At 61.5% G+C, this 13241-nt stretch carries 14 protein-coding genes; 4 read left to right on the top strand and 10 right to left on the bottom strand.

Annotation, left to right across the window (positions count from 1 at the left end; all coding sequences use genetic code 11):
- Positions 1-3 precede the first annotated feature (3 nt).
- The 7 genes from ACN0SY_RS05010 to ACN0SY_RS04980 all read right to left on the bottom strand — a co-directional run bounded on the left by ACN0SY_RS05010 (position 4) and on the right by ACN0SY_RS04980 (position 7319).
- Positions 4-813: a coniferyl-alcohol dehydrogenase gene (locus tag ACN0SY_RS05010; protein WP_417685009.1), complete on the bottom strand. Its 810-nt coding sequence runs from the start codon at positions 811-813 to the stop codon at positions 4-6.
- A gap of 45 nt (positions 814-858) precedes the next feature.
- Positions 859-2319: an aldehyde dehydrogenase family protein gene (locus ACN0SY_RS05005; RefSeq protein WP_417685007.1), complete on the bottom strand. Its 1461-nt coding sequence runs from the start codon at positions 2317-2319 to the stop codon at positions 859-861.
- A gap of 1 nt (position 2320) precedes the next feature.
- Complete coding sequence (locus ACN0SY_RS05000; protein WP_417685005.1) at positions 2321-3517, bottom strand: ABC transporter ATP-binding protein; 1197 nt, start codon at positions 3515-3517, stop codon at positions 2321-2323.
- Positions 3514-4248 carry an ABC transporter ATP-binding protein gene (locus ACN0SY_RS04995; RefSeq protein ID WP_417685004.1) on the bottom strand — a complete coding sequence of 245 codons (735 nt, stop codon included), beginning with the start codon at positions 4246-4248 and terminating at the stop codon, positions 3514-3516. Before ACN0SY_RS04995 ends, ACN0SY_RS05000 begins: the two co-directional genes overlap by 4 nt.
- Entirely contained in the window at positions 4245-5171 is a 927-nt protein-coding gene (locus tag ACN0SY_RS04990; RefSeq protein ID WP_417685002.1) for a branched-chain amino acid ABC transporter permease, read from the bottom strand. The genes ACN0SY_RS04995 and ACN0SY_RS04990 overlap by 4 nt, the downstream gene beginning before the upstream one ends.
- Entirely contained in the window at positions 5168-6031 is an 864-nt protein-coding gene (locus ACN0SY_RS04985) for a branched-chain amino acid ABC transporter permease (RefSeq protein ID WP_417685000.1), read from the bottom strand. Before ACN0SY_RS04985 ends, ACN0SY_RS04990 begins: the two co-directional genes overlap by 4 nt.
- Positions 6032-6107: 76 nt before the next feature.
- Positions 6108-7319 (bottom strand): amino acid ABC transporter substrate-binding protein, encoded by a 1212-nt coding sequence (locus ACN0SY_RS04980; RefSeq protein WP_417684998.1) that lies wholly within the window; start codon positions 7317-7319, stop codon positions 6108-6110.
- Between the two features lie 202 nt (positions 7320-7521).
- Between ACN0SY_RS04980 and ACN0SY_RS04975 the strand changes: the two genes are divergently transcribed.
- On the top strand, positions 7522-8265 hold the full coding sequence (locus tag ACN0SY_RS04975) for a GntR family transcriptional regulator (RefSeq protein WP_417684996.1): 744 nt from the start codon (positions 7522-7524) through the stop codon (positions 8263-8265).
- Between the two features lie 21 nt (positions 8266-8286).
- Here ACN0SY_RS04975 and ACN0SY_RS04970 read toward each other — a convergent pair whose 3' ends face one another.
- Complete coding sequence (locus tag ACN0SY_RS04970) at positions 8287-9099, bottom strand: IclR family transcriptional regulator (RefSeq protein ID WP_417684994.1); 813 nt, start codon at positions 9097-9099, stop codon at positions 8287-8289.
- A 287-nt stretch (positions 9100-9386) separates the two neighbouring features.
- Here ACN0SY_RS04970 and minC point away from each other — a divergent pair, with 287 nt between their 5' ends.
- The 3 genes from minC to minE all read left to right on the top strand — a co-directional run bounded on the left by minC (position 9387) and on the right by minE (position 11283).
- Positions 9387-10127, top strand: a complete 741-nt coding sequence (gene minC, locus ACN0SY_RS04965; RefSeq protein ID WP_417684992.1) for a septum site-determining protein MinC — start codon at positions 9387-9389, stop codon at positions 10125-10127.
- Between the two features lie 65 nt (positions 10128-10192).
- Entirely contained in the window at positions 10193-11014 is an 822-nt protein-coding gene (gene minD / locus ACN0SY_RS04960; protein WP_417684990.1) for a septum site-determining protein MinD, read from the top strand.
- Entirely contained in the window at positions 11011-11283 is a 273-nt protein-coding gene (gene minE, locus ACN0SY_RS04955) for a cell division topological specificity factor MinE (RefSeq protein ID WP_417684988.1), read from the top strand. Before minD ends, minE begins: the two co-directional genes overlap by 4 nt.
- A 203-nt stretch (positions 11284-11486) precedes the next feature.
- Here minE and ACN0SY_RS04950 read toward each other — a convergent pair whose 3' ends face one another.
- Together ACN0SY_RS04950 and ACN0SY_RS04945 are read right to left on the bottom strand one after the other, a co-directional pair.
- Entirely contained in the window at positions 11487-12185 is a 699-nt protein-coding gene (locus ACN0SY_RS04950) for a pseudouridine synthase (protein ID WP_417684986.1), read from the bottom strand.
- 1 nt (position 12186) lies between these two features.
- Positions 12187-13227: a methyltransferase gene (locus tag ACN0SY_RS04945; protein ID WP_417684984.1), complete on the bottom strand. Its 1041-nt coding sequence runs from the start codon at positions 13225-13227 to the stop codon at positions 12187-12189.
- Positions 13228-13241 lie beyond the last annotated feature (14 nt).

Raw genomic sequence — 13241 nt, 5'->3', positions numbered from 1 at the left:
CCCTCAGAGCCGGTGCATATTGGTTAGGACATGCGAGGACATTCCGCCGTCGACGGGAATGTTCGTGCCCCTGATCCAGTGTGTCATGTCGGACAGGAGGAAGGCGACCACGGGCGCGATATCCTCCGCGCGACCGGGCCGATCCATGACCCTCATGTCCTCCTCGGCGCGCGCGCCGAGCGTTTCGACGAAATCCTTGAGGATAGGTGTGTCCACCGGTCCTGGCGAGACGCAGTTCATGCGGATATCCCGCTCACGCCAGGTCCAGCGGTTCTTCAAGGTCCAGGCGATCAACGCCTCCTTGGAAAAGAAATAGCTGCGTCCGCCCTCGTTGCCGACCTTGTGGGTCGCGATGAAGGCCGCAACGTCCTCGAAAGCCAGATCTTCGGAAGCCTTGATCGTTTCCACCGCCTGGGGCCAGCCGAAGCCGGCCAGAGAGGCAAGGTTCACGATGGACGCCCCGTCGTTCAGCTTGCCGATCAGGCCTTCGGTGAAGAACTTCAGGCCTACGAGATTGACCTTCAGAACCTTTTCGGCCGGGGCCGTCGGCGGCAGGCCTGCGATATTGGCAAGCCCGTCGATCCCGGACGGCAGGGCATTGATGAGCGCCTTGATCGACATGCGGTCTGACAAATCGGCAATATAGAGCTCGTCGACATGGTCTTCGGTCTTGCGCACGTCGATGCCGATCACATCGCCACCCAGGGCCTTGACCAGCCGGGCCGTTTCCCACCCGATCCCGGAGGCACAGCCGGTCACGACAATCGTCTTGTCCTGAAGCAGCTTGCCGCCGGTCCAATTCAATTCAGCCATCGTGTCCTCCCAGAACCGGCTGTCTGTTGTCTCCAGTTTCCCGCCTTAGAACATCGGCGGGAAGTGGCGGCCACCGCGATCAAGGGTGATCCAGCGGGTCTCGGTGAAGGTTTCCATCGACCAGCGGCCACCGTGACGGCCGACGCCGGACGCCTTGGAACCGCCGAACGGGATGTGTGGCTCGTCGTTGACTGACGAACAGTTCACGTGGCTGATGCCGGTTTCCAGCTTCGAAGCGATTTCAAGGCCACGCTTCTCGTCGCCGGTCATGACGCCGGAGGACAGACCGTATTCGGTGTCGTTGGCGATTGCGACGGCTTCGTCGTCGGTGCGGAACGGAATCACCGGAACGACTGGACCGAAGGTCTCGTTCTGGTAGATCAGCATGTCCGGTGTTACCCCGGTCAGGATCGTCGGCTCGACGAAACGGCCGTTGATGTTGCCGCCCAGAACCGCCTTCGCGCCCTTGGCAAGTGCATCTTCGAGCTGCGCCTTCACCTGGGCTGCCTGCTTGTTGTTGATCAGCGGGCCGATGATGTTGGACTTGTCCGTGGTCGGGTCGCCCATTTTCAGCTTGGCGGCACGCTCAACGAACTTGGCCAGGAAGGTGTCGTAGATCTTCTCGTTGACGAGGACCTTCTCGACGCTCATGCAGATCTGGCCCTGGTGCATGAAGGAACCGAAGTTGGCTGCCTGTGCTGCCTTGTCCAGATCCGCGTCCTCGCAGACGATCAGGCTGTCCTTGCCGCCCAGTTCCACACAGCACTTCTTCAGGTGTGCGCCCGCCTTCGCGGCGACCATCCGGCCGACGGCAGTGGAGCCGGTGAAGGAGATTCCCTTGACCAGCGGGTTCTCGATCAGCTCGTCGCCGATTGCGGCAATGTTCTCGCGCGAGCAGGTGACGACGTTGAAGACGCCGGCCGGCAGGCCGACGGCCTCCATCACCTCGGCGAAGAAGATCCCTCCGGAGTAGGGGGTTTCTTCGGACGGCTTCAGGACGATCGTGTTGCCGGCGACCAGCGGGAAGGCAAAGCCACGGGCGGTCAGCAGCGCCGGGAAATTCCACGGAGAGATGACCGTGACGACGCCCATCGGACGACGGACGGCCATGGAAACCTTGCCGTGTTCGGACGGCATGACTTCACCGATCGGAGCGTAGGAGAGCGCGGCGGCGGCACGGAAGACACCGGCGACATAGCCTGCCTCGAACATGCCCTTGCCGAACCAGCCACCGCCTTCGCCCTGGATGGCGGCGACCAGGTCGCCCTGGCGCTTCTCGATCTCGTCGGCGATCTTCAGCATGTAGGCGGCGCGCTCGGTGAACGGCAGCTCGGCCCATGCCGGGAAGGCGTCCTGTGCGGATTGGATCGTCGCGCGCACATCGTTCACGTCGGCATCGGCAACATCGGCCCAGACCTGATCGTTGGCCGGGTTCAGATCCTGAAAGGTCTTGGCGGTACGTTTCCAGCTACCGCCGGCATAAAAGCCTTCAAATACGCGGGCCATCTTATTTCTCCACTTTTTCCAAATTGCCGGAGGCTCCACGCCGGTAATGTTCCAGCGGGTTCTTCCTGTAGACTTCGATTTCCGGGAGCGTCTCGCTCACCGGATGAGACCTTGTGCGCGGCAAAGAGGAACCGGACCCGCCGCTCCTTGCAGACTTCGCTGCCTCTTCCATGCTTTCCAGCAGGCGCCGGATCTCCGGATCATCCGCCGTCCTGTAGGGTTCGCGGCTGCTTCCGGGTGTAAAACGAACGGAGGCTGTCGCAGGACTAGCTTGCGCCGCGGGTTTTGCCGGGGCGGCGGCCGTCGCCGGGCGCGGCGCCGTAGATGCTCGTGCCACGAGGGCGTTGATCGACTCACCTGCCAGGCTGTCGGAAGAGGTCTTGGCCGCCGTGCCGCTGCGCGGACGTACGAAGGCCTTCTCCGAACTTGCAGCCGTAATGCCCTTGGGCTCGGATGCCGGTTTGGCTGCGCGTTTGGTCTCGCCGCCTGCACCGCCAAGATAGGCGGCCTGCACCGCCGGATCGTTGAGCAGTGTCTTGGCGTTGTCCTGGCCGGTGATCTCGCCATTTTCCAGCAGGTAGCCGCGATCGGCGATGGCAAGGCTCTGCTTGGCATTCTGCTCCACAAGGAGAACGCCAAGTCCGGTCGCCGAAATCTTTGCAAGGTTCTGGAACAGTTCCTTGCAAAGCAGGGGAGACAGGCCGAGCGACGGCTCGTCCAGCATCAGGATCTTCGGGTCGGCCATCATGGCGCGGCCGATGGCGACCATCTGCTGTTCGCCGCCGGACATCGTGCGGGCGATCTGACTGCCGCGTTCCCTCAGCTTCGGGAACAGCTCATAGACCCGGGCAAGGTTTTCGTCCTGCCGCGCCCGCGCGTGCTTGGAATAGGCGCCGAGTATCAGGTTTTCCGACACGGTCAGGTCGCCGAAGATGCCGCGCCCTTCCGGAACGAAGGCGATGCCGCGCTCTACGATTTCGTCAGCCGGCACACCTGCCAGAGGCGCGCCATCGAGCAGAACATCGCCGCCCACCTGTCCTTCACACATGCCGGCAATGGCGCGCAGGAGCGTACTCTTTCCCGCGCCATTCGCGCCGAGAATGACGACGATCTCGCCTTCCTCGACATTGATCGAGACACCGGCAAGGGCCCGGTGCATGCCGTAGGCCGCCGAGAGATTGCGGATATCGAGCATCATTCGTCTCCCAGATAGGCCCGGATCACTTCCGGGTCGGACAGGACGTCTGCCGGCGTTCCCTCGGCGATCTTGGTACCCGAATTCATGACGACGCAGCGGTCGCAGAGCGACCGGATGGCGTCCATCACGTGTTCGACGAGGATGATTGTACGGCCTTCCCGGCGCAGCTCTGCAATCAGGTCAATGCCTTCCTGCAGTTCCGTCGGGTTCAATCCTGCGAGCCATTCATCCAGCAGCAGCACTTCAGGTTCGCTGGCGAGCGCGCGGGCAAGTTCCAGCCGCTTCTGGTCGATATAGGTCAGCGAATTCACCGGCAGGTGGATGTGCTCGCCGAGCCCGATGCGTTCCAGGAGGCCGCGCGCGAAATGTTCCGCATCAGAACCCCAGCGGCGGCGATGGCCGAAGGCTGCGCCCGCGACCACATTGTCGATGAGGCTGAGACCGGGCAGTACGCGCACCAGCTGGAACGTGCGCGACACGCCCTGATGGGCGATCTTGTGCGCGGGAAGGCCCGAAAGCCGTTGCCCGTTCATAGTGATCGAGCCACTCGAAGGCGCAAAGGCTCCCGAGATCATGTTCATGGTCGTGGTTTTCCCTGAACCATTCGGTCCGATGATCCCCATGACTTCGTGCTCATGCACGTCGAAGGTCATGTTGTTGACCGCAACCAGGCCGCCAAAGCGCTTGGTCAGGCCCTGAACCTTGAGGAGAGTGCGTCCGGGCTGGCTCATGCGTCCCCCAGCTTTGCGAATTTCTCAACCAGACCGACGACGCCGTTCGGGATGAAATAGACGATCAGGAGGAACGACAGGCCGAGATAGAGCGTCGTTGCATTGGGAAAGGACACGGTGATGGCCTCCCAGATGAGCGTGAAGGGGATGACGCCGATGATGGGGCCCCAGAGCCGCTGGGTGCCGCCCAGAAGCGCCATGATGACAACCAGGAAGCTGAGTTCGGGCGAGAACACCAGGTTCGGCTCGATATAGGAGTAGCGCGGCGCCATGATCACGCCGACAAGCGCGGTGAAATACCCGGTGATCATGAACAGAACCACTTTGGCGGCAGCGGTGTTGATGCCCAGGTGCTTCGCAACGCCTTCATCGTTGCCGATGATCTTCAGGGCAAAGCCCAGTTTCGAGCGTTCGATCAGCCAGCCGATCAGGTAGACGACCGCGGCGACCGCCAGCAGCATCCAGTAGATATGTTCTTCGGAGAAATCGGTGAGGACGTAAAGTCCGCGCGAGCCGAGGAAGTTGTTCTGGATCCAGGAGATCAGGCCGCGGATCATCTCCGCCAGGCCGAGCGTGAAGATCACGAAGTAGATGCCGCTAAGGCGAAGGGTTGCCGCGCCCACGAGCGCTGCGAGGACGACCGCGACCAGCGGGGCGACCGCGGCCATGACCCAGAAGTTGATGTCATAGTCGCTCATGCCCGTGGCGACGAGATAGCCGCCGACACCGAAGAATGCGCCTGTTGCCAGGGAAATGTAGTGGGTGGGCCCCGAGAACAGCGTCCATGCGGTTGCCAGCGCGATATACATCATCGCGGTTACGGCGATGGACAGCCAGTAGCCGTTCGTGACGAAGGGAACGAAGGCCGCAAGCACCACGAGACAGGCGATGAGGCCGATCTCTTTCCAGCCTTTGTTGGTCATGTTGTACGCTTTCCGAACAGGCCCTGTGGGCGGAACAGGAGGATGCCGAGGAAGATCACGTAGGCCGCAACGAGGGTGAGGCCGGGGTCGATCAGGGTTGCGACGGCAGTCTCCACCAGACCGAGCAGGACAGCGGCAATGATCGAGCCGCGAATGTCACCGACACCGCCCATGATGACGATGATCAGCGCTTTCATGGTGAAGATGACGCCGATGGAGGCATCCAGCGTGATGAAGGTCGAGATCAGGGTTCCGCCGACTGCGGTTACCGCGCCGCCAAGGGCGAACGCGAGGGCCGAAACGCGCGGGACGTTGATGCCGACGAGCTTGGCTGCTTCCGTGCTCACCGAGACGGCTCGAACGGCAGTACCGGGGCGGGTGAAATTCAGCCAGAGTACGAGACCGACACCGATGACGGCAGCGACTACAAAGGCGACGACCCTGTTGACGGCAACGGTCGTGCCGAGGAGATCGAACGGGTTCGCCAGGTAGGAATAGGTGAAATACTCGCCGTGGATCGACACCATGATGCCGACGAGGGCGAAACTCATGCCGAAGGTCGCCAGGATGGAGTCCACTTCCAGCTGGCCCTGGTTCTTGGCGCGCTTGACCAGCGGGCGCAACAAGAGCTGGTAGATGAGCCAGTTGCCCAGGAAGGCGAGGGGGGCGACCACGATCATGGTCAGAAGAGGGCTGAGCTGGGCGGCCGTAAACATCCAGAACGCGGCAAGGGCGCCGAGAACCAGCGTCTCGCCATTGGCCAGATTCATGATGCGGGCAACGCCGTACTGGAGGTTCAGTCCCATTGCGACGAGCGCGTAGGTACCGCCCAGCAGGAGGCCGGAAATCAGAATATCCATCGGGGTCTGTCTATTCGAGCATTGGGATGAGGCCGGGAGTTGAACTCCCGGCCTCGTTTCTGCGCATCGGGAAGGCTTATTTCCAGCCGTCCTTCAGGCGAACCGGAACTGCACCGTCGACGTTGACCGATGCGACGCCGCGGAAGACGCCATCCTGCCACTGACCCACGGTCCAGTACTTTTCGGAGTTCTGGTTCTCGAACTTGATATCGCCCATGATCGTATCGAAGGTGTTGTCCTTGATATACTGGGTCACCTTGGCGCGATCGAGTTCACCGACGCCCTCGATTGCCTGCTCCAGGATCTGGAGCGAGACATAGGTGTTCGCGGATGCCCAGTAGTCGGCATCCTTGCCGGTGATTTCCTTGTGCTGCTCGCGGTAGGTTTTCATGGCCGGTGTGTCGGGGTTGACGCCGCCAGCACCAAGGTTGTTGTTGATCTTGGAGCCGAACTTGCCGCCATAGGCCGGGAAGCTGGTCGCAACGGCTGTGTAGAAGGCCTTGACGTTCAGGTCTTCGATGATCGCCTGTTCGGTAAGGCCGAACGTGTCCGGCGGGTAGGACCAAGCAACGAAGGCATCCGGGTTGGCTGCCTTGGCGCCCTTGATGATCGGGGACAGGTCCGGGGTGCCGAGCGGGTAGGACTTGTCATAGACGAGTTCGAAACCGGCTTCGGTCAGGAGCGGACGGGCAACGTCGGCAAGTTCGATGCCGAAGGCGTCGGCGACGTTGACCATGGCAACCTTGTTGCCGATCTCACCCTTGTCTCGCAGGTCGACCAGAACGTCACGCACGCCTTGGACGAAGGCAGTGGTGGAGCCGAGCGTGAAGAACAGCGACGGGTAGCGCTCCGTCAGTTCGCCGATCTTGTCGGTGATGGCGCTGACTGCGATCTGCGGGTAGCCGTACTTGGCGTAGATCGGAGCTGCGGCGATGTTGAAGCCGGTGCCATAGGGTGCGACGATGAAATCGACTTCATCCTGGGTCGCCAGGCGCTGAACCGCCTTGATGTGCTCGCCCGGGTTGGTCTTGTCGTCATATTCGACAAGTTCGATCTTCTTCTGGCCGTCCTTGAGCTTCAGGCCGCCGCGGGCGTTGACCTGCTTCACCCACAGTTCCACGTTCGGCCACTGGGTCACGGTCGAACCACCGGCCAGAGGGCCGGTCTTCGGTGCGACAGAGCCGATCTTCACAACATCGGCGGCCAGAGCGGAAAAGGTGAGAAGGCTGGCCGTGCTAACGGCCGCGATGCCCGTGGACAGGCGGGCAAGCATCTTACGTCTGTTCATGTCACTCCTCCCTGAGTGTGTCGGGACGCGCTCTCCGTCTCCCAAAACTGGAGCCGCGTCTGCCATGAATAATGCACTTTGGATCCAGAATGGCAAGCCGCGAAAGTCCGAAAAAACTGAATTTAACGAACTACGTAGGGCTTTTGGTGAATCGTGGATCCATTTGTTGACATTTAATGGATCCAAAAATTATAGTTCGAGTATGAAAAGTAATGAAACCGATGCTTTGGCCGTTTCCGGGCTGGATGTCCTGGAAGGACCTGATGGCGAAAATGCCAGCTCCGACGAGCGGGTGCTGATGACGTTACGGCGTCTGATCATGGACGGATCAATCCCGGCTGGTGAGAAAATCACCGAGGTGGGCTTATCTGGCCTGCTCAAGGTGTCACGGACCCCCGTTCGCCTGGCATTGCGCGCCCTTGAAGTGGAGGGCCTGATCGAGAAGCGTTCGGGTCGTGGCTATAATGTCGTCGACTTCGATTTCGAGGATGCATCGAAAGCCTATGAGGTGCGCGGTGTTCTCGAGGGGCTTGCTGCGCGCTCGCTTGCCCAAAAAGGTCTGGAGCCGCGCGTCGATGAAATCCTGCGCAGCTCACTCCGTCTCACCGGCGAGGCCCTCGAGCGCCTGACTGCACGGTGCGAAACAGGCGTGGACCTTTACCAGGAAGGCAACAGGCTGTTTCACGAAACCATCATGCAGGAGTGTGGAAACTCCTTCATTCCCTTTACCTACAACCGCCTCGAAAGCCTGCCTCTGCTGAAGCTCGGCGTCCTGGTCTTCAATTGCGATGCCTACGACACGGAAGTCCAGCGCCTGACCATCGGTCACGCACAGCATCTCGTCGTTTACGATGCCATTCGCAAGGGCGATGCAGCACGCGCCGAAGCGATGATGCGCGAGCATTCCCACGCGACCATCACCTATTCCATGCTTTTCTCCGGCTAGTTGCCCGGGCAGTCTTGCCTCTCAGCCCTTCGGTAGCGGTTCGCCCTTTCCGGCGAAGGCCTCGGTAATTCGCTCGGCTGTCCGTTTCAGGTCGCCAAGGTGGAGGGCCGCGAACTCTGCTGTCGATTTGTACGCCCTTGGCCATATGAGCGTGATCGCGCCCGATGGCCAGTCGTTGACGAAAATGGGCACGGCGATCGCAGCCAGGCCGTCATCCAGAACGGTCTCGCCGAGATAGTTGGACAGCCGGGTACCGTAACCTGTCTTGCGAACCTCCTGCAGACGCTTGAGATAGGTCTGCAGGTCCGTTTCGAACCGTTTAAGGCCCCAGGTGGCATCGTTCGCCGTGTTCTTGTGATGCTCGGCCACGGTCTCGTCGGACATTGCGGCAAGGCACGCGGAGCCGGTGGCGGAGCCGAAGACATTGATGACCCGGTTCACGAAGCCATGGTTCAGCCGGTACGGGCTGAGCGGGCGGGTCGAGTCGATGATGCGCATTCGCGACCCTGACAGGATGTGAATGTCCGACGGCCATCCGACCCTTGCCGTGAGGTCGCTGAGGATAGGCATGGCCCGGTCTATCAGCATCGCCAGCTCAAGCGCCTGCGGTGCGTCGCTGCCGGGCGGAAAGATGACGTTGGAACGGAACATCTTGTCCGTCAGGGATTGGCGCACGATGTGCCGTTCCATCAAGGTGCCGAGAAGCCGGCGCAGGGTCGACTTTGCAAGCCCTGTATGGCGGTGGAGGTCGGCTAGCGAACAGGCACCTTTTTGCGCCAGTGTCTCCAGCACGTCGATTCCCCGGTCCAGGGAGCGATTCGAAAGTTCGGGCATCGGATTTCCTGCGTGCGGAGCCGCATCGTGCGTGCCGCTCACCGGTACAGCCTAGCTCGTCCCGATTTGCCGGGCTAGGCCCTTGAGCCTGCTCGTCTTCTCCGTGTGCCGCCGAGTGGCACGACGTCGATGCCTTGCAGGTTCTTGATATGTCCCTCCGTGTTTTTGCGGTCAATATCAGTGGAAAACGGCGGTTTGCCCTAATGTTCGACCTCAGGAGTGCTACCTGTCGCGCTACTGTAACGTTCCGCGTCGTCCCCAGCCTCGAAAGCGCCACGAGCCCCTTCATGAAGTTCAAGGGTAAGTCCTTTATCGCCATCGTCCTGAAGCCGGAAATCCCGGCAGAAGACTGGTTTGCCGAGCTTGATCGGATCATCTCCCGGTCGCCAGGGTTCTTCATTGATCGGCCGATCATTCTGGATGTGCGTGGCACGAAGATGCCCATCGAGGATCTGGAAGTCCTGTTGGCCGGCCTGAACGAACGCTCGATTCGCGTCATGGGTATCGACGGCATTGCCGGGACGCGCCTGAAACCCGGTATGCCGCCGAGCTTCGGTGGCGGCCGGTTGACCGCCGATGTCGAGGTTCCCGAGCCTGTTGGCGCTGCGGACACCCAGCCCAAACCAGCCGCCGCAAAGACCGAACCCGAGGCAACCATCACTTCGGACGACGTCGCCGAAGCGCCGGTGCCGCGCGACGGGCAGTCGATCGTCATCTCCGAGCCTGTCCGCTCTGGCCAGAGCGTGATGCACCCGGAAGGCGACGTGACCATTCTCGGCTCGGTGTCGTCCGGCGCGGAGGTCATTGCCGGCGGTTCCATCCATGTCTATGGCGCACTGCGCGGCCGGGCACTGGCTGGCGTGGCGGGTGACGACAATGCCCGCATCTTCTGTACGAAGCTGGATGCGGAACTCGTCTCCATCAACGGCCTTTACCAGATCGCCGACGACTTCACCGGCGACGTTCTGAACAAGCCGGCCCAGATCCGCTTCGAGAACGAGAAGCTGATTTTCGAGCCTCTGACTTGAACAACAACTGCTGTCTTTGAGTTTTCCGGGGTCGCACCGGAAGTTTGGAAAACAGGAAAGCACATATGAGCAAAGCCACTGTCATCGTGGTCACGTCGGGCAAGGGCGGGGTCGGCAAGACGACTTCCACCGCCGCCATTGCATCGGCCCTGGCCAAGCAGGGATACAAGGTCTGCGCGGTGGATTTCGACGTAGGTCTGCGCAACCTCGACCTGATCATGGGCGCAGAGCGCCGGGTCGTCTTCGACCTGGTCAACGTCGTGCGCGGCGAGGCCTCGATCAAGCAGGCTCTGGTGCGGGACAAGAAGCTTGAAAACCTCTACCTGCTTCCTGCCTCCCAGACCCGCGACAAGGACGCGTTGACCGACGAGGGCGTTGCCTCGGTAATCAACGAGCTGCGCATGTATTTCGACTGGGTCGTCTGCGACAGCCCGGCCGGAATCGAACGCGGCGCGACCCTAGCCATGCGCTATGCGGACGAGGCGATCATCGTCTCCAACCCGGAAGTGTCTTCGGTCCGTGACTGTGACCGCATCATCGGCCTGCTCGATGCCAAGACCGTTGTTGCGGAAAGCGGCGGCCGCATGCCCAAGCATTTGCTCATCACCCGCTACGATGCGGAGCGTGCAAAGCTCGGCGACATGCTGTCGGTGGACGACGTGGTCGACATTCTCTCCGTGCCGCTGATCGGCGTCATCCCGGAGAGCAAGGACGTGCTCAAGGCCTCGAACGTCGGTCTTCCCGTCACCCTGTCGGACGAGAATTCTCCGGCGGCAAAGGCCTATTCGGAAGCCACACAGCGTCTGCTCGGCGAAGACATTCCCGTTACCATTCCTTCCGAGAAGAAGGGCCTGTTCGGCAAGCTCTTCAAGGGGAGGGCTGCATGAACATCATGAGTTTCTTCGGCAAGCGGGGCCAGAGCGCTTCGGTTGCCAAGAACAGGCTGCAGATTCTCCTGGCTCATGAGCGCAGCGGCGACACGGTCTATGATGCGAAACTGATCTCGTCCCTTCGCGAGGATATCCTCGCCGTGGTGGCCAAGCACATCAACGTGGATCCTGAGGCGGTTCGCCTCGAGATGGATCGCTCCGGCGATATCACGACGCTCGGTATCGACATCGAGCTGCCCGACAGCGACAGCCGCAAGAGCGCCTGACAGCCGATGGTCGGATCAATCTAAGCGATGGCGCCGATCGTGCCATCGCGAGGGGCACATGAACTTGCCGTCGTTCTCCCATGGCTTGACCATGGGGTTCCTTCCGTTTCAATGACGTTCAGGACTGGCTCCGGTCTTGAACCGAGTTCACGGGTTGGATGCCCGGATCAAGTTCGGATATGACGGAGTGAGACGGGCCAGCCTCACCCGAAAATCTTCGCCTTTTCCTCTTCCGTCAGATGCTTCCATTCGCCCTCGCCAAGGCCGTGCAGGCCGAGGCCGCCGACATGGGTGCGGGTGAGGGTGGTGACGTGGTTGCCAACCGCGGCGAACATGCGGCGGACCTGGTGATAGCGGCCCTCGTGCAGGGTGAGACGCGCGTGCTTTTCGTCCAGAACCTCAAGTTCAGCCGGCTTTAGGGGCTTGGTTTCGTTCTCCAGCATCATCTCGCCGGAGGCGAAAATCTCGGCCTCCTTGCCGGTCAGGGGGCGGTCGAGCTCGGCCTCGTAGATCTTCGGCACTTCGGACTTCGGCGAGATAACCTTGTGCAGGAAGGTCCCATCGTCCGTGAGAAGAAGGGCGCCTGAGGTTTCCTTGTCAAGCCGCCCGATGGTGGACAGCACCGGCTTGCGCATCCGGTAGCGGTCCGGCAGCAGGTCATAGACCAGCCGGCCCTGGTCCTTGGTCGAGCAGGTATAGCCGAGCGGCTTGTTCATCAGGATGACCATGCCCGGTGCCGGATCGAGCGGCTCGTCGTCGAACAGAATGTCCTCGTGCGCCGTCTTCGCGTCGGCCTTCAGCCGGTTGCCCTCCCGGTCCGTCACCCAGCCGTGGCGGATCGCGGTCTGGATTTCCTTGCGGCTGCCATAGCCGAGATTGGCGATCAGCTTCACCAGGCGCATGTCATTTCCCCTTGCGCTTGATGGCCTTGATGACCTTGTAGCCGCCCTCGTCGGCAATCATCTCTACGTGGTCGAAAACGTCCCGCAGGGTCTGTTCGTAGGGAAGGTGCCGGTTGGCGACCATGTAGAACAAACCGCCGGAACGAAGCCCCGAGGCGGCGGCACGTATGAACCCCTGGCCGACATCGGCCCGGTCGGCCTTGCCGCCCTGATGGAAAGGCGGGTTGGAAACGATGAAGTCGTATGGCCCTTCAATGCCGCGGGTCACGTCGGACCAGATGCCGTTCAGCTGGCGCTTGCCCCTGAACTCGGCAAGGTTCTTTTCCGCCAGGTCCAGTGCCCGCTTTTCCGCTTCGTAAAGGTCCATGCCCGTCACCTTCGGGCAGCGCTGGAGGACGGTGCGGGACAGGAAGCCGAAACCGGCGCCAAGGTCGGCGCCCTTGCCCGACAGTGTTTCGGGAAGTCGATCCGCCAGGAGCTGCGAGGCCGGGTCGATCCGGTCCCAGGCGAAGACGCCGGGACGGCTGCGGTAGGCACCATCCAGCACATCGCGCTCCGCATCGAGGGCGCTCCACTCCGACAGCAGTTCGCCATCCACTGCTTCCGGCTGCACCACGGTCCAGAACACACGGCACTTGTTCTTCGACATGTTGCCTTCGAGGCCCGCCAGTTTTTTCAGGTCGGATTCAGCGGTTTTGGCACCTTCCGTGTTGGCGGCGCAGGCAAGTACGATGCCGCCGGGCTTCGCCTTTTGCACGGCCCGCGCCAGAAGGGCCCGTGCCTCCTGTTTCTGACGGGTCGGAAGGATCAGGACCAGGTCGAAGTCGCCGTCTGTCACTTCGGGTTTGACTGAGAAACCCGCGCGCTCCAGCGCATCCCTGTCCGGCGCAAAGCTCTGTTCGCAGGTAAGCATTTCGAAGGCAGCGTCTTTCAGGCTCTGGTCCATGCGCGCACGCAGAAAAAGCGTCTTCGCGCCGGCGGGAAGCTCGATCGTCCCGGTCTCGAGGGGCAGCAGAAGGGTCTTCAGAACGGGGTCGGCCATGGTGATCTTCTCGT

This window comes from Roseibium sp., from assembly GCF_048261595.1.
In the GTDB taxonomy this organism is placed as follows: Bacteria; Pseudomonadota; Alphaproteobacteria; order Rhizobiales; family Stappiaceae; genus Roseibium.
This window is presented reverse-complemented; position numbering and strand designations above follow the sequence as displayed.

Excerpts from the sequence above, each read along its gene's own strand:
- ACN0SY_RS04950 (WP_417684986.1), bottom strand. The coding sequence starts at position 12,185 with ATGCGCCTGGTGAAGCTGATCGCCAATCTCGGCTATGGCAGCCGCAAG.
- ACN0SY_RS04985 (WP_417685000.1), bottom strand. The coding sequence starts at position 6,031 with ATGGATATTCTGATTTCCGGCCTCCTGCTGGGCGGTACCTACGCGCTC.
- minD (WP_417684990.1), top strand. The coding sequence starts at position 10,193 with ATGAGCAAAGCCACTGTCATCGTGGTCACGTCGGGCAAGGGCGGGGTC.
- ACN0SY_RS05010 (WP_417685009.1), bottom strand. The coding sequence starts at position 813 with ATGGCTGAATTGAATTGGACCGGCGGCAAGCTGCTTCAGGACAAGACG.
- ACN0SY_RS05005 (WP_417685007.1), bottom strand. The coding sequence starts at position 2,319 with ATGGCCCGCGTATTTGAAGGCTTTTATGCCGGCGGTAGCTGGAAACGT.
- ACN0SY_RS04990 (WP_417685002.1), bottom strand. The coding sequence starts at position 5,171 with ATGACCAACAAAGGCTGGAAAGAGATCGGCCTCATCGCCTGTCTCGTG.
- ACN0SY_RS04970 (WP_417684994.1), bottom strand. The coding sequence starts at position 9,099 with ATGCCCGAACTTTCGAATCGCTCCCTGGACCGGGGAATCGACGTGCTG.
- ACN0SY_RS05000 (WP_417685005.1), bottom strand. The coding sequence starts at position 3,517 with ATGATGCTCGATATCCGCAATCTCTCGGCGGCCTACGGCATGCACCGG.
- ACN0SY_RS04995 (WP_417685004.1), bottom strand. The coding sequence starts at position 4,248 with ATGAGCCAGCCCGGACGCACTCTCCTCAAGGTTCAGGGCCTGACCAAG.
- ACN0SY_RS04980 (WP_417684998.1), bottom strand. The coding sequence starts at position 7,319 with ATGAACAGACGTAAGATGCTTGCCCGCCTGTCCACGGGCATCGCGGCC.
- ACN0SY_RS04975 (WP_417684996.1), top strand. The coding sequence starts at position 7,522 with ATGAAAAGTAATGAAACCGATGCTTTGGCCGTTTCCGGGCTGGATGTC.
- minE (WP_417684988.1), top strand. The coding sequence starts at position 11,011 with ATGAACATCATGAGTTTCTTCGGCAAGCGGGGCCAGAGCGCTTCGGTT.
- minC (WP_417684992.1), top strand. The coding sequence starts at position 9,387 with ATGAAGTTCAAGGGTAAGTCCTTTATCGCCATCGTCCTGAAGCCGGAA.
- ACN0SY_RS04945 (WP_417684984.1), bottom strand. The coding sequence starts at position 13,227 with ATGGCCGACCCCGTTCTGAAGACCCTTCTGCTGCCCCTCGAGACCGGG.